The organism is Halobacteriovorax sp. DPLXC-1 (assembly GCF_036903125.1).
Lineage (GTDB): Bacteria > Bdellovibrionota > Bacteriovoracia > Bacteriovoracales > Bacteriovoracaceae > Halobacteriovorax_A > Halobacteriovorax_A vibrionivorans.
On the sequence record NZ_JAYMCO010000001.1, the window covers coordinates 675185 to 690725 of the forward strand.

The following is a 15541-nucleotide window of genomic DNA, read 5'->3' on the forward strand; positions in this document are numbered from 1 at the left end:
TTTAAATTCTTAGTTCTGCTTTAGGAATTCAACTAGTGATCTTACGATTACACCAGATGCACCTTTAGATGGACAGTATGGTAGGTGAGATTGAGAATCACCAACACCTGCGATATCAAGGTGTGCCCAAGCTACATCGTTCTTAATGAACTCTTGAAGGAAAGCTGCTGCTTTTGCAGTTCCACCAAAACGTGATCCACCAATATTTTTAAGATCTGAAATTGTTCCTTTCATATCTTTTTGCCATTCTGGGATAATTGGAAGTTGCCACATATATTCATCAGCAGACTTAGATGCTTTTAGAAGATTATTTGCTAATTTGTCATCGTTAGACATTAGACCACAAACTTCTGTTCCTAGAGCAACTAGACAAGCACCTGTAAGAGTTGCAGCATCAATTAGTGCATCTGGTTTAAGGTCACATGCATAGTCTAGACAGTCTGCCATAACTAAACGGCCTTCAGCATCTGTATTTAAAATTTCAACTGTTTTACCATTTCTTGCTTTTACAATTGCATCTGGCATCGTTGCTTTTGAGTTTACAGCATTATCAGTCATACCAAGGATACAAGTGATTTTTACTGGAAGCTTCATAAGTGCAGCAGCTCTGAATGCAGCAAATACTGTTGCAGAACCGGCCATATCAAACTTCATATTCATCATTGATCCACCTGGCTTAAGTGAATATCCACCAGTATCAAAAACAAGTCCTTTACCAACGAAAGCGATATGCTTTGTGTTTTTAGTAGCTTTTGATGGAGTGTAAGTTAGGTGTACAAGTTGAGCATCGTAAGCAGAACCATCATTTACAGAAAGGAATAAGTTCATATTCTCTTTTTGTAGTTCTTTTCTACCCATGATTTTACATTTTACACCTGGGATATCTTTTACATCTTTTTGAACCATTTTTGCATAAGCTGTAGAGCGAAGAACATTTGGTGGCTCGTTTACAAAGTCACGTGCAACGTTAACTGATTCAGCTACATGCTGAGCATCTTTGATTGCTTTTTGGAAAGCTTTTTTCTTAGTTCCCTTATCTGCTGAATCAAGAATTACTTCTTCTAATTTTGCAGACTCTGACTTTGAAAGATACTTATCAAATTTATAAGCAGTCATCTCAAATGCTTCAACAAGAATTGCTAGAGATTCTTCTTTTTTAGATTTAAAAGTGAAAGTATCAAATGCAACAGCTACTTTCTTATATTTTGAAACTGCTTTGTATGCTTTTGCTAATTCTTTTCTAATGTCTTCTGTTGTAATTTTTGTTTTGTCACCAAGGCCAATAACTAGAACATCACTTCCATAATGGTTGAATGAATAAGTTGAACCTTTTGATCCTGTGTAATCAGCTGAACTATTCATTGATTCAAAAGTCGCTTTAAGCTCTTTTGGCCAACCTGTTAGAACAACAGTTGATACATCTTTTTTACCTTTAGTTTCTGTTTTTGAGTAAGCACCGATGACATAACAATCAGCACTTGAAACTTCTTTAGTGTTTAAATTCAAAGTGAATTTCATATTTGCTCCTTAAAGGGGTTTCAAAGTGAATTAAGAGGGTATAAACTAACAGTAAGTATACAAAAAGACAAAGAATGACAATAGTCGGCAAGGGTGTTCATGAATCAGTTTGCTCGCATTAAAGACCTAATTCCAAATAAGATATTTCAAAGATATCTTGCGTCAAACTTTATTGTCCCTTTTGCGATGAGTCTAACATTCTTTGTGGCCTTCCTTTTAACAACCCAACTATTTAGATTTATGAGAGTTGTTACTAAGAAAGGCGTAAGTATAATGCAGTTTATGGAGATCTTGGGCCACATCTCTATGAGTTTTATTCCAATGGCCACTCCTTTATCAATTCTATTTGCCATGATCTACACACTCAATAAATTAAGTGAAGATAGTGAGATTGTTGCATTAAGATCGATGGGAATAAATAAGCATCGAATATTCTTTCCTTATTTTATTATCTCTATTCTCATAGCTTGTTCCGTTGTCGTATTAAATACGAATTTAGTACCGACCTCTAAGAAGATCTTTAGAAATGAGTTTCGTCAACTTGGCTCAAAGGGTGTTCTGACAGACATTAAGAAGGAGCAGTTCTTTACAGATATTCCAGGAGTTATTCTCTTTGCTGAAGATGTGCAAGACGATGGGAAGATATTAGATGGTGTCTTTCTTAAAATCACTTCTAATAAAGATGTTGATAAGCTTATTATGGCAAAAAAAGGAATTTTAAATAAGCCAAAGTCTGATGCTGCTCAATCGATGAATATTCAATTTGATTTCTATGATGGAAGTATTGTCACCTTAGATAAAGATGGTAATGAAGTCGAAAAGATTCTATTTGAAAAATATGAATATCCAATTGTTTCAAGCTTTTCGGTTAAGTCAGTAAATAAAGCAAGTATGATGTCTTCAACAGAACTTAGAAGACATCTTCGTAAGCTAAAGAATAAGCGCAATAAGACAGAGAATAAGAGAGCCCGTAATAATCTCTCAAGTGACTTAAGAAAGGGCTATATTGAATACTGGGGACGCTTCACTGTTCCGATTCAATGTGTGGTCTTTGCTCTATTAGGTTTCGTCTTTGGAGTTAAGAAAGGGCGTGGTGCAACTAAGAATACTAGTGCTATGGCCTTATTTATTACGATTTTTTACTATGGCCTATATTTTTCAGGTATTTCATTAGCCAAAAAATCAGATGTGGCCATACCATTTATTCTATTCACACCTGCTATTATTACAGCATTTATAGGAATGAGATTTTATAAAAAGCTAGATTGGAATTCTTAGGAGAGTTAATGAAAAAGCCTGAAGATTACTCTTCAGACTTCTTTTGAGCTTCAATATATTCTTTAGATGTTTGAAATGATCCGTCTTTATTAAATATGAATAGTGGTAGCTTATATTCTTTTGCAATTTCTACAGGAAAAACTAAACTTTTTACACCTGAACGAGATGTCATACCAAGTAGATCATTATTATAAAATACGTGCATAGCATTGATATTCCCAAGTCTAACAATCACGCGTTGGCCTTTTATAAAAACATATCTACCTTCTTTAAGTGTAAATGCTTTTATAGGCTCATCATCTTTTTTGTAAACGACCCAAGAATCACCTGAAGTTGATCTCAAAAAGACATTTTGCATATCGTCTTCGTAAGAGTTTCTTATGTTTTCAGGAATTAACTCATTTCTTTCTTCATCTGAAATTTCTTTAAATCCAAAAAGAGGAGAAGGTAAGTTGTAGAAGTTTATTTCTTTTAGCGCTTCTTCTTTTTTCTCAGTCGTTTTTTCTTCTTCTGGGACCTTTGTTTCAACAGCAGCAACTTCTTCTTTCTCTTCAACATTAGCTTCAACGGCCGCAGTCTCTTCTTGAGCAACTTGAGTTTCTTCTTGAGGAGTTTCTTCTACCGGCGGCTCTTGTGTTGTTTCAATTGCCTTAGTTTTAAGGACAACTTCTTTGGAAGTATCTTGAGAATCGACCTCTTTACTCTTATTGATATTGATATAGATAAAAATACCAATTGAAATTAAACCAACGAGACTAATAACTTTATATTTTAATGAGTCAGAGAACTCAAAACTCTTTGGTTTTAAGTCTTGTTTCCTTTCAACTTGTGCCTGAGGAAAGTCTTCTGCTTCTAATTGTTGTTTACTACTACTTGATGATTGGCCATATAATTCTTCAAGAAGATTAATGGCCTTATTTTCGTCGATATCATAAGTCTTAGAAAGAGTTTTAACAAAGCCACGTACGTACGCAATATTTGGTAGACGATTAACATCATCAGCTTCTAGTGCAGAAAGGTTTGTGATATTAATACGTGTATGACTTGAGACAGCTTCAATTCCTAGCTTCTTCTCTTCTCTGGCTTTTTTGAGATAAGAGCCTAAAGTATCTCTATTCATCTCTTCATTTGTCTGGGCTTCTTTTGCAACATCCTGTTCCATATAACGCCTTTTTAAAGATTGTTATTCTTATTTTTCTTTGAATAATAGATTTTTTTCATTAATTTATTTTTAAATTTTAAACTTCTCTTGGCGTATTGTGTGCGAGGGAATGCTTCAATAATGTGATTAAATTCAGCAATTGCTTTCTCTTCTTCACCTAGTGTTTGATAAACTTTTCCTAACTCAAAATATGCTGCTGGTTGGTCTTTACACTTCCCAGTCTTAGCAATATTAAAGTTTTTAATTGCTTCAGCAATCTTACCTTCTTCATGTAATAGAATACCTAGTTGATAAGGAGCAGGACAATAGTCTAGTGTGTAGCCCAGAACTTCTTTTAGGTAGTCCTTGGCCTTTTGCTTATTTCCTCTTTTAAGTTCAATTAATGAAAGGTTGTACTTAACTCTGTATGTGTAGCGATAGACTAGATCTTTTAAAACTTCCTTGTATTGCTTTTCAGCTAAATCAATCTTTCCTTCTTTAAAATAGATTGAAGCAAGATTATTTCTTGCATCAGAATTTTTTGGATCAATTTCAATTGCTTTAAGAATTAATCTCTTTGCCTTTTCTGGACGATCTTTGAAGAAGTAGGCTAGTCCAAGGTTGTTAAGAGTTTTGGTATCATTTGGTTTTAATTGATTGGCATTTTCTAAAGCTTCTAATGCTTGAGAGTATTCCTGATCAATCATTTTTTGAGTTCCATAAGTATAAAAAAGTTCTGCTTTTTTATCTGAATTATCTTTTTGTCCTGATGAACATGAAGTCATCAGAAAAACTAAACTAATTACAATGAAAAGTAGGGAATTTCTTTTTCTCATAAATACGCCAAATGTTAATAGTTATCGTGGTTAGACTACTTTAATTGTAATTGTTTTAACGATTCTTTACAACGTTAATCTAAGAACTTACAAAGCTTTCCTATGTTTAAAAATATTAACCGATTCAAAGTGTCGGGTACCGGGGAAAAAGTCAAATAGATGGGCCTCTTGGACATCATATTCTGCTAAAATTTTTGCAGTATCTCGAGCAAGAGTTTGATTGTTACAGCTTACGTAAATGATATATTTTGGTTTAAATAACTTAGTGTATTCATCGATATTTTTAAGTCCACTTCTGGGAGGGTCTATTACTAAGAGATCGACCTCTTCAACATTCAATTTCTTTAACTGTTCTATTGCTGATGAGTTGTAAATATCAACTTCATGATATTCTTGAGTCTTTTGGTTTTGAAGCTTTATATACTTAGCTGGTGTTGCATCAATAACAATACTTCTATGGTTTAGTGATTTTGTTAAATTACCATTTCCACCAAATAGATCGACAGTTGTTGAGTTCGAGTCTGTAAACTGTCTCATGTGCCCTTCAATAAGCTCGAGAAGTCTCTGATTCATTGGTGGATTAACTTGTAAGAATCCTTGAGCAGAATATCTTGAGTCATATGTTTTTAAGACTTTACCATCTCTTTCAAATATTTCGACATGCCCTTTGGGTCTATTTGCTTCTTTTTGCCAATTTTCTTTAAGAGAGAATAGGGCATTGTTTACATTTTCATTAGCCATGAGACATTTATCAATAGAGATGATTTTAGTATTGTCCTCATTGAAAAAACCTAGCGAATTAGTCTTCTTATTATAGTGAAGTTGAATACGATTACGATATTGATACCTTTCACTTGCCTTATGAACCTTGAGTAATTGAGATAAATCAATCTTATACTGACGTGAAAAATTATCCAGGAATGCTTGTCTTTTAAATTCTAGTTCATCGTCGTAACTAGTGTGTAGGAAGTGACATCCACCACATTCGTTGAAATAAGGACACTTGGATTCTTCTCTAATTGGAGAAGCTTTATCAATATGCTTTAGCTTTGCAAATTGAATATTCTTTTTTGCTTTATAGACTTCAGCGACACCCTCTTCATTGGGGAGGCATTTTTGAATAAATGTTATTTTGTCTTCGAGTTTTGAAACACCTTGTCCAATAGAGTCGATATGTTCGACTTTAAAATTCACATCAAATTTTTGAAACTTGAGTGATTTGTTAGGTTTCGTTCTTTTCTTCATAGGAAAATATGTCTCAATCTGCTATAAGTATCAACTTAGCTAAATTAGTAATATTATTAAATAATATGGCATCATTATTACAAAAATTGTCATTCTTGTTTGAACTTTTTTTTAATGGAAGTTTTATCCTCTTATACACCTTATATAGTAATAAGAAGATACCGGCTACTTGGAATCAAAAGTTTATCACTAACACTCTAGACCTCATGGTCTGGGTTGTTCCTATTGCTATTGCTCTTACTGTTTTAAAAAATATTATTGAATCAAAAAACGGAGAGGACTTCTTTAGGCGCTACGTCTTCTCCCTCTTAGTTTTCATCCCCTGTTTAATTACCTGGGGAGATGTTGAGTTTACATATTTACTCGCAAGTGCTCACTTGCTATCAACAATTTTATCTTTATATGATGATGGGGGAGAACAGGCCCCTCGGGTTTATGCTAATCGTTTTGAAGCAATAAAGAATAAGATAAAACTAACGTCTGCCCAGTGGGTTCTCTTTACCTTTGGTGGAGTTATCTTAGTTGGTACATTCTTATTAATGCTTCCAATGGCCGCTGCTGATGGTAATTCGATTAGTTTTGTCGATGCACTATTTACGGCAACTTCAGCTACTTGTGTTACGGGGCTGGCCACTCTTAGTACTAAAACAAGCTTTAGTATGTTTGGGCAGTTTATAATTCTAGGACTCATTCAAATTGGTGGTCTATCCATCATGACTTTATATTCTTCAATGGCCATCGTGCTAGGACGATCTTTAAAAATGAAGGATCGTATCATCATGCAAGACCTTTTAGATGTTTCATCTTTAGAAGAACTTGTGGCAATGATTATTAGTATTGTTAAATACACATTCATTATCGAATTATGGGGTGCCATCATTTTAACGATAGGTTTCACATTTGAAGGATTTGAATTTGGAGATGCTTTATATAATGGGTTTTTCCACAGTATTTCGGCATTTTGTAATGCTGGATTTGCTCTCTTTGATAACTCATTAGAAAATTATGCAACGAATCCTCTTATCCATGGGACGATTTCAATCTTGATTACCTTAGGTGGGATTGGATTTATTGCACTAAAGGAACTTAAACAAGTTGTGACTCGAGAAAAGACAATTGTCCGTCTTGGAATGCACACAAAAGTTGTTCTAATTACTTCTTTTGCCTTAACTGTTGGTGGTGCTATCTTTATTTTCTTTGGAGAATTCCTTGGAGCACTAGATGGTTACAATCTTTGGGAAAAAATACAGATTGCAACTTTCCAGTCTGTAACATTAAGAACTGCTGGATTTAATACAATTCCACTAACAAACTTACATTCATATACAATATATATGATGGCCATGTTTATGTTCATTGGTGGATCGCCTGGTTCAACTGCTGGTGGGGTTAAGACCACAACTCTTGCAATTCTTGTTCAATCAATTATATCGACACTTAAAGGTGATAAGAACGTTATGATGTTTGATCGTAAGATTGCTGGCCCAGTTGTTGTTCGTGCAACGGCCCTGATGTTTATTTCAATTGTTGTATCAACAGCTTTCATCTTTATTATGATGAAAATTGAACCAAATCAAAACTTCTTACCTTTATTTTTTGAAGTACTAAGTGCTGGTGGGACAGTCGGGCTTACTTTAGGTGTTACACCGTTTTTAACAATGGCAGGGAAATTGGCAATTTCATTTCTCATGCTAATTGGACGTATTGGTCCATTAACATTAATTTTAGCAATTGGTGAAAGACAGAAATACTCAGGTAAATTAGACTATCCTGACGGAAGAATAATGATTGGTTAAAATAGAATTTATTAGAATAAAGGAATATACATGCTAGTAGCTGTAATTGGGCTAGGAACATTCGGAGCAAAAACTGCTGTTGGTCTTTTTGAAAAAGGCGCAGAAGTTATTGCAATTGATAAGAATGATGAATTAGTTGATAAGATTAAAGACCGTACAACTCACGCTGTTTCACTTGATGTAACAGACGAAAGATCTCTACGTTCAGTAAATATTTCCGATGTTGATACAGCGGTAGTTGCCATTGGGGATAATATTCAAATGTCAATTATGGCCGTAACAATGCTTCGTAAACTGGGTGTTGGTCGAGTTATTGCTCGTGCCACTTCAAAACTACATGAGCACGTTTTGCATGAAATTGGGGCCTCTGAAATTATTAAGGTTGAAGAGGAGATGGGTGAGATTGTCGCTTCAAAAATCATCGCACCTCATGTTCTTCAACGTTATAACTTTGCTGCTGGTTATTCTATTGTCGAACTTAAGTTAGGAAAGAAATTTGAAGGAAAGACACTTGTTGAAAGTAAGATTCGTCAGAATTACTCACTCAATATTGTCGCTCTTCAAAAGAAAGTTCCATATATCACTGAAGACGGTAAGTCTGCTTATCGTATGGAGATTAACGATTGTCCGATGCCGATGGATATTATCGAGTCAGATGACATCGTTGTTCTGGTAGGTAGTGAGAAGAATTTTAATAAGCTTTTTGCGGATTTAGAAGACGCATAAAGGGGAATAATTTTGAATTTATCATTAAGAAACCGAGTCGCAACAAGTTTCTCATTGGCCGCAGCAGTGGTCATACTTCTTGCGTTTATCGTGTTCTATCATTTAAATAATTTGAATAAAGAGATTGAATCAATTACTGATCGCTCTAATAAAGTAACACTTATTACTGATGAGGTTAGAATTTCTGCGGTTCAAATATTAAAAAATCAACGAAGAATTCTAACGAAGAAGCCGACACCAGAGATGGTGGAAAGAATTTTAAACCTTTGTGAATCATTTACTTCGCAACTGCAAAGACTTGATGCTCACTACGATGAGCCAGAGGTGAAGAAGATCATTGGTCAGATGTTATCTTATACTGACTCATTGAAGGTTATCTTAAGTAAAGCTTCATTATTTCATCGAAATAATATTGGTATGACTTCTATTGGGGAGCTGGCCGATAAAATTCTAGATGCATTTTCTGAGTTTCAAGATATTCAATATTATCAAAATGTAGAAAGAGAAGAGAAGATCAAAAGTATCATCAACGAGACAAAGCGTAAGATGATGATTACTTTAATTATTGCTTTTCTTTGGACAATTATTTTAGGTCTGGTCATCCCAGGAAAGATCGCCTTACCGTTTAAGAAAATTAAGGATGCAATTCGAGAGCTACAGGATTGTAACTTTGATGTTTCCATTTATTATTCTCAAGACGATGAAATTGGTGAGATTGCTCAAGAGATGAATAAAATGATTCACTCATTCAAAAAATTTGAAGAATTAAGAGCAGATAAGATTGTCGTTGAAAATAGAAAGTTTGATGTTTTGGCCAATATGGTTAAAAGGCCAGTTCTCTTAGCAAATGCAAAAGGGGAGCTGATGTATATGAATAATCAGATTTATCAACTCCTACAAGTTCAGTCTGAGGATACGATTGGTAAGGTTATGACTGATTCGATTATTCCACAGTGCATTATTGAAACTTATGAACTTGCCATTAAGCGTCGATCGAAGATTGAAAACCAAGAGATTAAGATTGCTAAACGTGATGAAACTAAAAAATCAGATAAAGAAGTTGGTGATAAGATTTCAGTAAAGGTTGATATCGAAGGTGATGAAGCAGATGCTGCTGAGCAAAGTGAAGAAGCCGAAGAAGTTATTGAATACGTTTACGAAGGTTATGCTTCTGTAATACCTATTCGTGGACGCGAGTCGTCACTAGATTATTACCTTATGGTTATGACTAAAGAGGTTCAGGCATCATAAATTTTATGACGCCTGGGCCCAAAACCCCTCTAATATAATAGTTATCCTTAAAAATCTATGCTATGATTCGTGGAATTTAGCGGAGTTATAGTTACAATGATCGATAGTAAATTTATTAGAAACTTTTCTATTATTGCCCATATTGACCACGGGAAGTCGACCCTTGCGGATCGTTTAATTGAAAAGACAGGTTCCATTACTGACAGAGAAAAGTCAGATCGAATTCTTGATAATATGGAGCTTGAAAAAGAGCGTGGTATTACAATTAAGGCCCAAACGGTTCGTCTTAATTATGTAGCTCGCGATGGTCAAACTTACTATCTGAATATTATCGATACTCCAGGTCACGTTGACTTCTCTTATGAAGTATCGCGCTCACTTGCATCATGTGATGGTGCACTTCTTGTCGTGGATGCATCTCAAGGTGTAGAAGCACAAACACTTGCAAATGTTTATATGGCCATTGAAAATGATCTCGAGATCATGCCTGTTCTTAATAAGATCGATCTTCCTCACGCAGATGCTGACCGTGTAAAGCAGGAGATTGAAGACGTTGTTGGAATTGAAGCTTTAGAAGCTGATGAAGTATCAGCTAAGTCAGGACTTGGTGTAGAGGACTTACTAGAGTCAATTGTTGCAAAAATCCCTTCTCCAAAAGGGAATCCAGATGCACCACTTCAAGGACTGATCTTTGATTCATGGTTTGATCCATATCAAGGAGTTATCTTCTTGCTAAGAGTTGTTGAAGGAAAACTTTCAAAGAAAGATAAAATTTATCTGAAAAATTCAGATCAAGAATATGAAGTCTTAAAGCTTGCTGTTAACACACCATTTTTTACAGAAGTAAAAGAGCTTGGTGCTGGTGAAGTAGGTATGGTTATCTGTGGTATTAAGAACATCCGTGACGTAAAGGTTGGGGATACTGTTGTTAATGCCAAAGCGAAAGATACGCCAAGTTTAGGTGGATACGAAGAAGTAAAACCAATGGTTTTCTGTGGTATTTTCCCTGTTGATTCAACTGATTATGAAATTTTAAAAGATGCACTTGAGAAGCTTGCTCTTAATGATTCATCTTTTACATATGAGCCTGAAACTTCTCAGGCCCTAGGTTTTGGTTTTCGTTGTGGATTCCTTGGCCTTCTTCACATGAATATTATTCAAGAAAGATTAGAGCGTGAGTTTAGTTTAAATCTAATTTCAACTGCACCTTCTGTGTCTTATAAAGTAAAAATGCTTGATGGTGAAATTGTTGACGTTGAAAACCCATCAACAATGCCTGAGCCAGGAACTTTTGAAGAAATTACTGAGCCAATGGTTTCAATCGCTATTCACGTACCAAATGAGTTTGTTGGAAAAATTATTCGTCTATGTGAAGAGAAGCGTGGAATTCAAACTGATATGAAATATATCACTGAAGAGAGAGTTCAAGTTACTTATGATCTTCCTTTAAGTGAGATGGTTTACGACTTCTACGATAAACTAAAAAGTTATACTAAAGGTTATGCTTCAATGGATTACGAGTTTAAGGACTATGCTGCCTCTAAGCTTGTAAAAGTTGATGTTCTTCTAAATGGTGAGAAAGTCGATGCACTATCAATCATTTGTCACCAAGATAATGCTTACTACAAAGGACGTGATCTAGTTGGGCGTCTAAGAAAAATCATTGATCGTCAGCAGTTTGATATTGCCATACAGGCAGCTATTGGTGCTAAAATTGTTGCTCGTGAAACGGTTAAAGCTCTTCGTAAGAACGTTCTTGCAAAATGTTATGGTGGTGACGTTTCAAGAAAGAGAAAACTTTTAGAGAAACAGAAAGAAGGGAAAAAGAGAATGAAGATGGTAGGTTCTGTTGAAGTACCTCAAGAAGCATTCCTTGCTGTTCTTTCAACTGATGAAGATGCTGGTGGGAAAAAATAAAAATGGATGAGCTTAGAAATATATTAGATGAAGCTATTCAGAGATATTCTTCAAATGATTATTACGAAAAGTTAAAATCAGCAAAAGAAGAGTATTTCAAGTTAACTGGTAAGCTATCAGAAGAAGACGAAGACTATGAATCTCGTATGAACGGTTTCGTTTATTGGTATATCACTCAACGTGATCAAGATTCAGCTGGTCCTTTAATTAAGAATTATCTTTCAGATATTTCGATTGATGACTCTAAGAAAGAAGCGATGCTTGAAATTAATCATTCTCTCTTTGAGTATCGTGGTCAAAATCTTTTTAAGAAACATGTCTTTAAAGACATTCTTCATAATTCAAAATTCTATATCCCAAAAGATGAATTCACTCTTCAACTTGTAAAGGATGATCTCTTCATTGCAAGAACAATCACTCATGAAGGCAAGACAATGTTACTTGATGATATCTCTGTTCTTCCTTACGATGCCAGAGGTCCACTTGTAAAAGAATCGAAGAAGGTTAGAAAACTCAATGACCGAAAAAGAGATATGCAATTTCTTTTAAAAATTGAGGCCCTAAAAACGAAGTGGCGTCAGTATGGCCATATCGATCCAAAGAAAATTTTTATTTTTAAATAGAGTTAAGCTTCTTCTAGTGCTTCAACTTCTTTGAAAGTATGCTTCTTTTTCCAAAGAACATAGGGAATTACACCAAGAAGATTGACTGTGATATTGACCAAGAAATATAGGTTGAAAAAAGAGGCGCCTTTTTCTTGTCCAAATGCCTTGAATAATTCTTCAAAGACTAAGTGTCCAACTCCTGCACCCGCAGGTGATACAGGTACTGCAATCGAAATAAGTCCGATTGGTACAATACTGAAAAGTTGTTTAATTCCGATATTCGTATTTAGAAAAGAGTGACTGAGACTCCAAAATGCTGTGATCGCAATCATATGAATAAGAATGGAAAGAGTTATGGTCTTAATAATTACGCGTCGATTTTCACCAATACGCCAGAATGTTTCAGTAATATCTGAAAGCTTATTTCCAATGACAGGTAAGATTTTAAGTAATTCAATGACATGTTTCTTAATTGCCTTAGGCATAAATAAGATAATGAGAAAAACACTCGCTCCAAGAAGAAGCATAATATTAAATGAGATAAGAGGTTTCACTTTAGGTGAAAGGTTAACGAGATCTCCATAAAAGTAAATTGAAGATAGTCCTGCAACAATGATGAGTCCAATAAGTCCAATGATTCGATCGATTAAAGCAGTGCTTAAAAGAAATGATTTCCTTAAAAGTGGATCACAGTCTCTTACATAGAGAAGCTTAAGAAAGTCCCCTGTAACAACACCCGGGAGAAAAGTTGAAAAAAATTGCCCAATTAAATTAATTGGATAGATCTTATTAATATGAATCTTTTCACTCTTTGTCTTCAGTAGCATTGACCAGCGAAAAGCGGCCAAGAATGAACCTAGAATTAAAAGAGAGAATGCGATCAGGGCCCATGGCCCATTTTTAAGGACCTGCCCAATTAAGCTAAGATCGAGCTTATCGGATTTGGCCAGCCAGTAGAGAATGGCCACAGCAAAAATGATTTTTAGAATTGTCTTATATGACGCCTTGAGCATATTCTTTAATTTCCCTCTTAAGGCTTAAAAGTTAACATAAATAGTGCTAATCTAGTATAAATTTTTAAAAAGGAAGAAACTTGAAAATTACAGTTATTGGAACAGGCTATGTTGGACTCGTTAGCGGAACATGTTTTGCTGAAATTGGTCACACTGTAACTTGCGTTGATATTGATGAAAGTAAGGTTGCCATGATGAGACGTGGTGAATCACCTATTTTTGAACCGGGTCTAAATGATCTCTTAGAAAGAAATATTAAGGCAGAAAGATTAACGTTTTCAACAGGACTTGAGTCAGTAAAAGATTCAAAGTCTATTTTCTTAGCTGTGGGAACTCCTTCTGGAGATGATGGCAGTGCAAACCTTTCATATTTATTTCAAGCAGCTGAAGATGTTGCAAAAAATATTAGTGATGATGCAATCATTGTTATTAAATCAACTGTTCCAATTGGAACTTGTGAAAAAGTTAAAGAGATTGTTGCTAAAAATACAAACAAGAAATTTCACATTGTTAACAATCCTGAATTCTTAAAAGAGGGCTCAGCTATTGAAGACTTCATGAGACCTGATCGTGTTGTTATCGGTCATAATGATCCTGAAGCTGCAAATGCCATGGAAGAACTTTACGAGCCTTTAGTTAAGCAGGGGAACCCTATCTATATGATGTCAAATCTTTCGGCAGAGATGACAAAGTATGCGGCCAACTGTTTCTTAGCAACTAAGATTTCTTTTATAAATGATATTGCAAGACTTTGTGACACTCTTGGAGCGGATATCAATGAAGTTCGACAAGGTATCTCAAGTGATAGAAGAATTGGTTCTCACTTTCTTTATCCAGGACCTGGTTATGGAGGATCATGTTTTCCAAAAGATGTTAAAGCTTTAATTTATACAGCAAAAGAACATGGCCATACACTTAGAGTTGTTGAGTCAACTGAAGATGTTAATGATGAGCAAAAGCTATACATGGCAACAAAGATAAAAAAACATTACGGTAGTGACTTAAGTGGAAAGACTTTTGCTTTTTGGGGAGTTGCATTTAAAGCAAATACCGATGATGTAAGAGAGTCGCCAGCAATTTATATGGCTCAAGATCTAATCGATGCTGGTGCAAAGGTTCGCTTCTTTGATCCAGAAGGTGGACCAAATTTTATGAAGGCCGTTGGTGAAAAGTATCACAAATCAATTGATGAAGTGTCTAATAAGTATGACTGTCTAAGTGGTTGTGATGCAATGGTTACAGTGACAGAGTGGAGAGAATTCTCAACTCCTGACTTTTCAGAAATCTCGGCCCGCTTAAATGAAAAAGTGATCTTTGATGCTAGAAACCTTTTTAAAACGCAGAAAGTTTTAGATGAAGGTTTCACTTACTATGCAATAGGAAAGAAAATATAATGAATGAATTGGTCGTTGCCAATATTCAAGTATCTTCAACTCTTGATTACAAATCAAATCTAAAAAAAATTAAAACATACTTAACTCAAGCAAAAGAAGAGGGGGCCCAAGTGGCCTTCTTGCCTGAGTGTTTTTACTCGATCTCCAATGGTCGAGCGCCAAGCCCTTATCTTGTGGAGTGGAACAATGAACACTTTGATAACATCAAGCAATTGGCCATTGATTCTGGGCTCTTCCTTATTGGGGGCTCTGTTGCTTTTAAAACTGATAAAGGTATTCTTAATAAGGCCATTAACTTTGATCCTCAAGGTAATGTTATTGGTAGCTATGACAAGTGCCATTTATTTTCTTGTGACATCACAACAGTAGATGAGCAAGGAAATACAAAGCATAAGAAAATAAATGAAGGGGATATTTATATTGCAGGCAATGATCCTCTCATTATTGATGTCCTTGGCTGGAAAATTGGAATTGCAATCTGCTTTGACCTACGCTACCCAAGTTTTCTTCAATATTATTATGATAAGAAAGTCGATCTCATAACCTTTGCTTCAGCTTTTACAGTTCCCACTGGCATGGCCCATTGGCATACGCTTTTAAGGGCCCGCGCTATTGAAGGGCAATGCTATGTCGTAGCAAGTGCACAAACAGGAGAGAATAACCCTGGCATCCATACTTTTGGCCATTCTTTGATTATTAATCCTTGGGGAGAAGTGCTTTCTGATCTCAAAGAACTTGAAGGAGTGTCTATTAAAAGACTCAAAAAAAGTAAGATATCAGAAACTCGTTCGAGAGTAATTCTATAGTCTAATTTACTGAAA

Annotated in this window: 13 protein-coding genes; 8 read left to right on the top strand and 5 right to left on the bottom strand. The window is 35.2% G+C overall.

Translation table 11 applies throughout. From position 1 onward, the window contains the following. Positions 1 to 9: 9 nt before the first annotated feature. Complete coding sequence (locus tag VCM44_RS03295; protein ID WP_334678009.1) at positions 10 to 1518, bottom strand: leucyl aminopeptidase; 1509 nt, start codon at positions 1516 to 1518, stop codon at positions 10 to 12. A gap of 99 nt (positions 1519 to 1617) precedes the next feature. Here VCM44_RS03295 and VCM44_RS03300 point away from each other — a divergent pair, with 99 nt between their 5' ends. Continuing rightward, complete coding sequence (locus VCM44_RS03300; protein ID WP_334678010.1) at positions 1618 to 2796, top strand: LptF/LptG family permease; 1179 nt, start codon at positions 1618 to 1620, stop codon at positions 2794 to 2796. Positions 2797 to 2821: 25 nt separating this feature from the next. Here VCM44_RS03300 and VCM44_RS03305 read toward each other — a convergent pair whose 3' ends face one another. The 3 genes from VCM44_RS03305 to VCM44_RS03315 form a co-directional block, all read right to left on the bottom strand. Further along, positions 2822 to 3958: a helix-turn-helix domain-containing protein gene (locus VCM44_RS03305; protein ID WP_334678011.1), complete on the bottom strand. Its 1137-nt coding sequence runs from the start codon at positions 3956 to 3958 to the stop codon at positions 2822 to 2824. Between the two features lie 11 nt (positions 3959 to 3969). Next, the gene (locus tag VCM44_RS03310) at positions 3970 to 4773 is read right to left on the bottom strand and encodes a tetratricopeptide repeat protein (RefSeq protein WP_114705612.1); all 804 of its coding nucleotides are present in this window, start codon (positions 4771 to 4773) and stop codon (positions 3970 to 3972) included. Between the two features lie 87 nt (positions 4774 to 4860). Continuing rightward, the gene (locus VCM44_RS03315) at positions 4861 to 6018 is read right to left on the bottom strand and encodes a class I SAM-dependent RNA methyltransferase (protein ID WP_334678012.1); all 1158 of its coding nucleotides are present in this window, start codon (positions 6016 to 6018) and stop codon (positions 4861 to 4863) included. 65 nt (positions 6019 to 6083) lie between these two features. Between VCM44_RS03315 and VCM44_RS03320 the strand changes: the two genes are divergently transcribed. The 5 genes from VCM44_RS03320 to VCM44_RS03340 all read left to right on the top strand — a co-directional run bounded on the left by VCM44_RS03320 (position 6084) and on the right by VCM44_RS03340 (position 12331). Continuing rightward, positions 6084 to 7814: a TrkH family potassium uptake protein gene (locus VCM44_RS03320; RefSeq protein WP_158536751.1), complete on the top strand. Its 1731-nt coding sequence runs from the start codon at positions 6084 to 6086 to the stop codon at positions 7812 to 7814. A gap of 30 nt (positions 7815 to 7844) precedes the next feature. Continuing rightward, positions 7845 to 8540, top strand: a complete 696-nt coding sequence (locus tag VCM44_RS03325) for a potassium channel family protein (RefSeq protein ID WP_114705609.1) — start codon at positions 7845 to 7847, stop codon at positions 8538 to 8540. Between the two features lie 12 nt (positions 8541 to 8552). Beyond that, positions 8553 to 9791 carry a HAMP domain-containing protein gene (locus tag VCM44_RS03330; RefSeq protein WP_334678013.1) on the top strand — a complete coding sequence of 413 codons (1239 nt, stop codon included), beginning with the start codon at positions 8553 to 8555 and terminating at the stop codon, positions 9789 to 9791. A 96-nt stretch (positions 9792 to 9887) separates the two neighbouring features. Further along, positions 9888 to 11708: a translation elongation factor 4 gene (gene lepA, locus VCM44_RS03335; protein WP_133296895.1), complete on the top strand. Its 1821-nt coding sequence runs from the start codon at positions 9888 to 9890 to the stop codon at positions 11706 to 11708. Positions 11709 to 11710: 2 nt separating this feature from the next. Further along, positions 11711 to 12331, top strand: coding sequence for a hypothetical protein (locus tag VCM44_RS03340; protein ID WP_114705607.1), 621 nt, complete (start codon positions 11711 to 11713; stop codon positions 12329 to 12331). A gap of 2 nt (positions 12332 to 12333) precedes the next feature. Here VCM44_RS03340 and VCM44_RS03345 read toward each other — a convergent pair whose 3' ends face one another. Then, on the bottom strand, positions 12334 to 13326 hold the full coding sequence (locus tag VCM44_RS03345) for a lysylphosphatidylglycerol synthase transmembrane domain-containing protein (RefSeq protein WP_114705606.1): 993 nt from the start codon (positions 13324 to 13326) through the stop codon (positions 12334 to 12336). An 80-nt stretch (positions 13327 to 13406) separates the two neighbouring features. On the opposite strand from VCM44_RS03345, the gene VCM44_RS03350 reads away from it, so the two are divergent. Next, positions 13407 to 14720, top strand: coding sequence for a UDP-glucose dehydrogenase family protein (locus VCM44_RS03350; RefSeq protein ID WP_334678014.1), 1314 nt, complete (start codon positions 13407 to 13409; stop codon positions 14718 to 14720). Next, positions 14720 to 15526 carry a nitrilase-related carbon-nitrogen hydrolase gene (locus tag VCM44_RS03355; protein WP_334678015.1) on the top strand — a complete coding sequence of 269 codons (807 nt, stop codon included), beginning with the start codon at positions 14720 to 14722 and terminating at the stop codon, positions 15524 to 15526. Before VCM44_RS03350 ends, VCM44_RS03355 begins: the two co-directional genes overlap by 1 nt. The last annotated feature ends 15 nt before the right edge of the window (positions 15527 to 15541 follow it).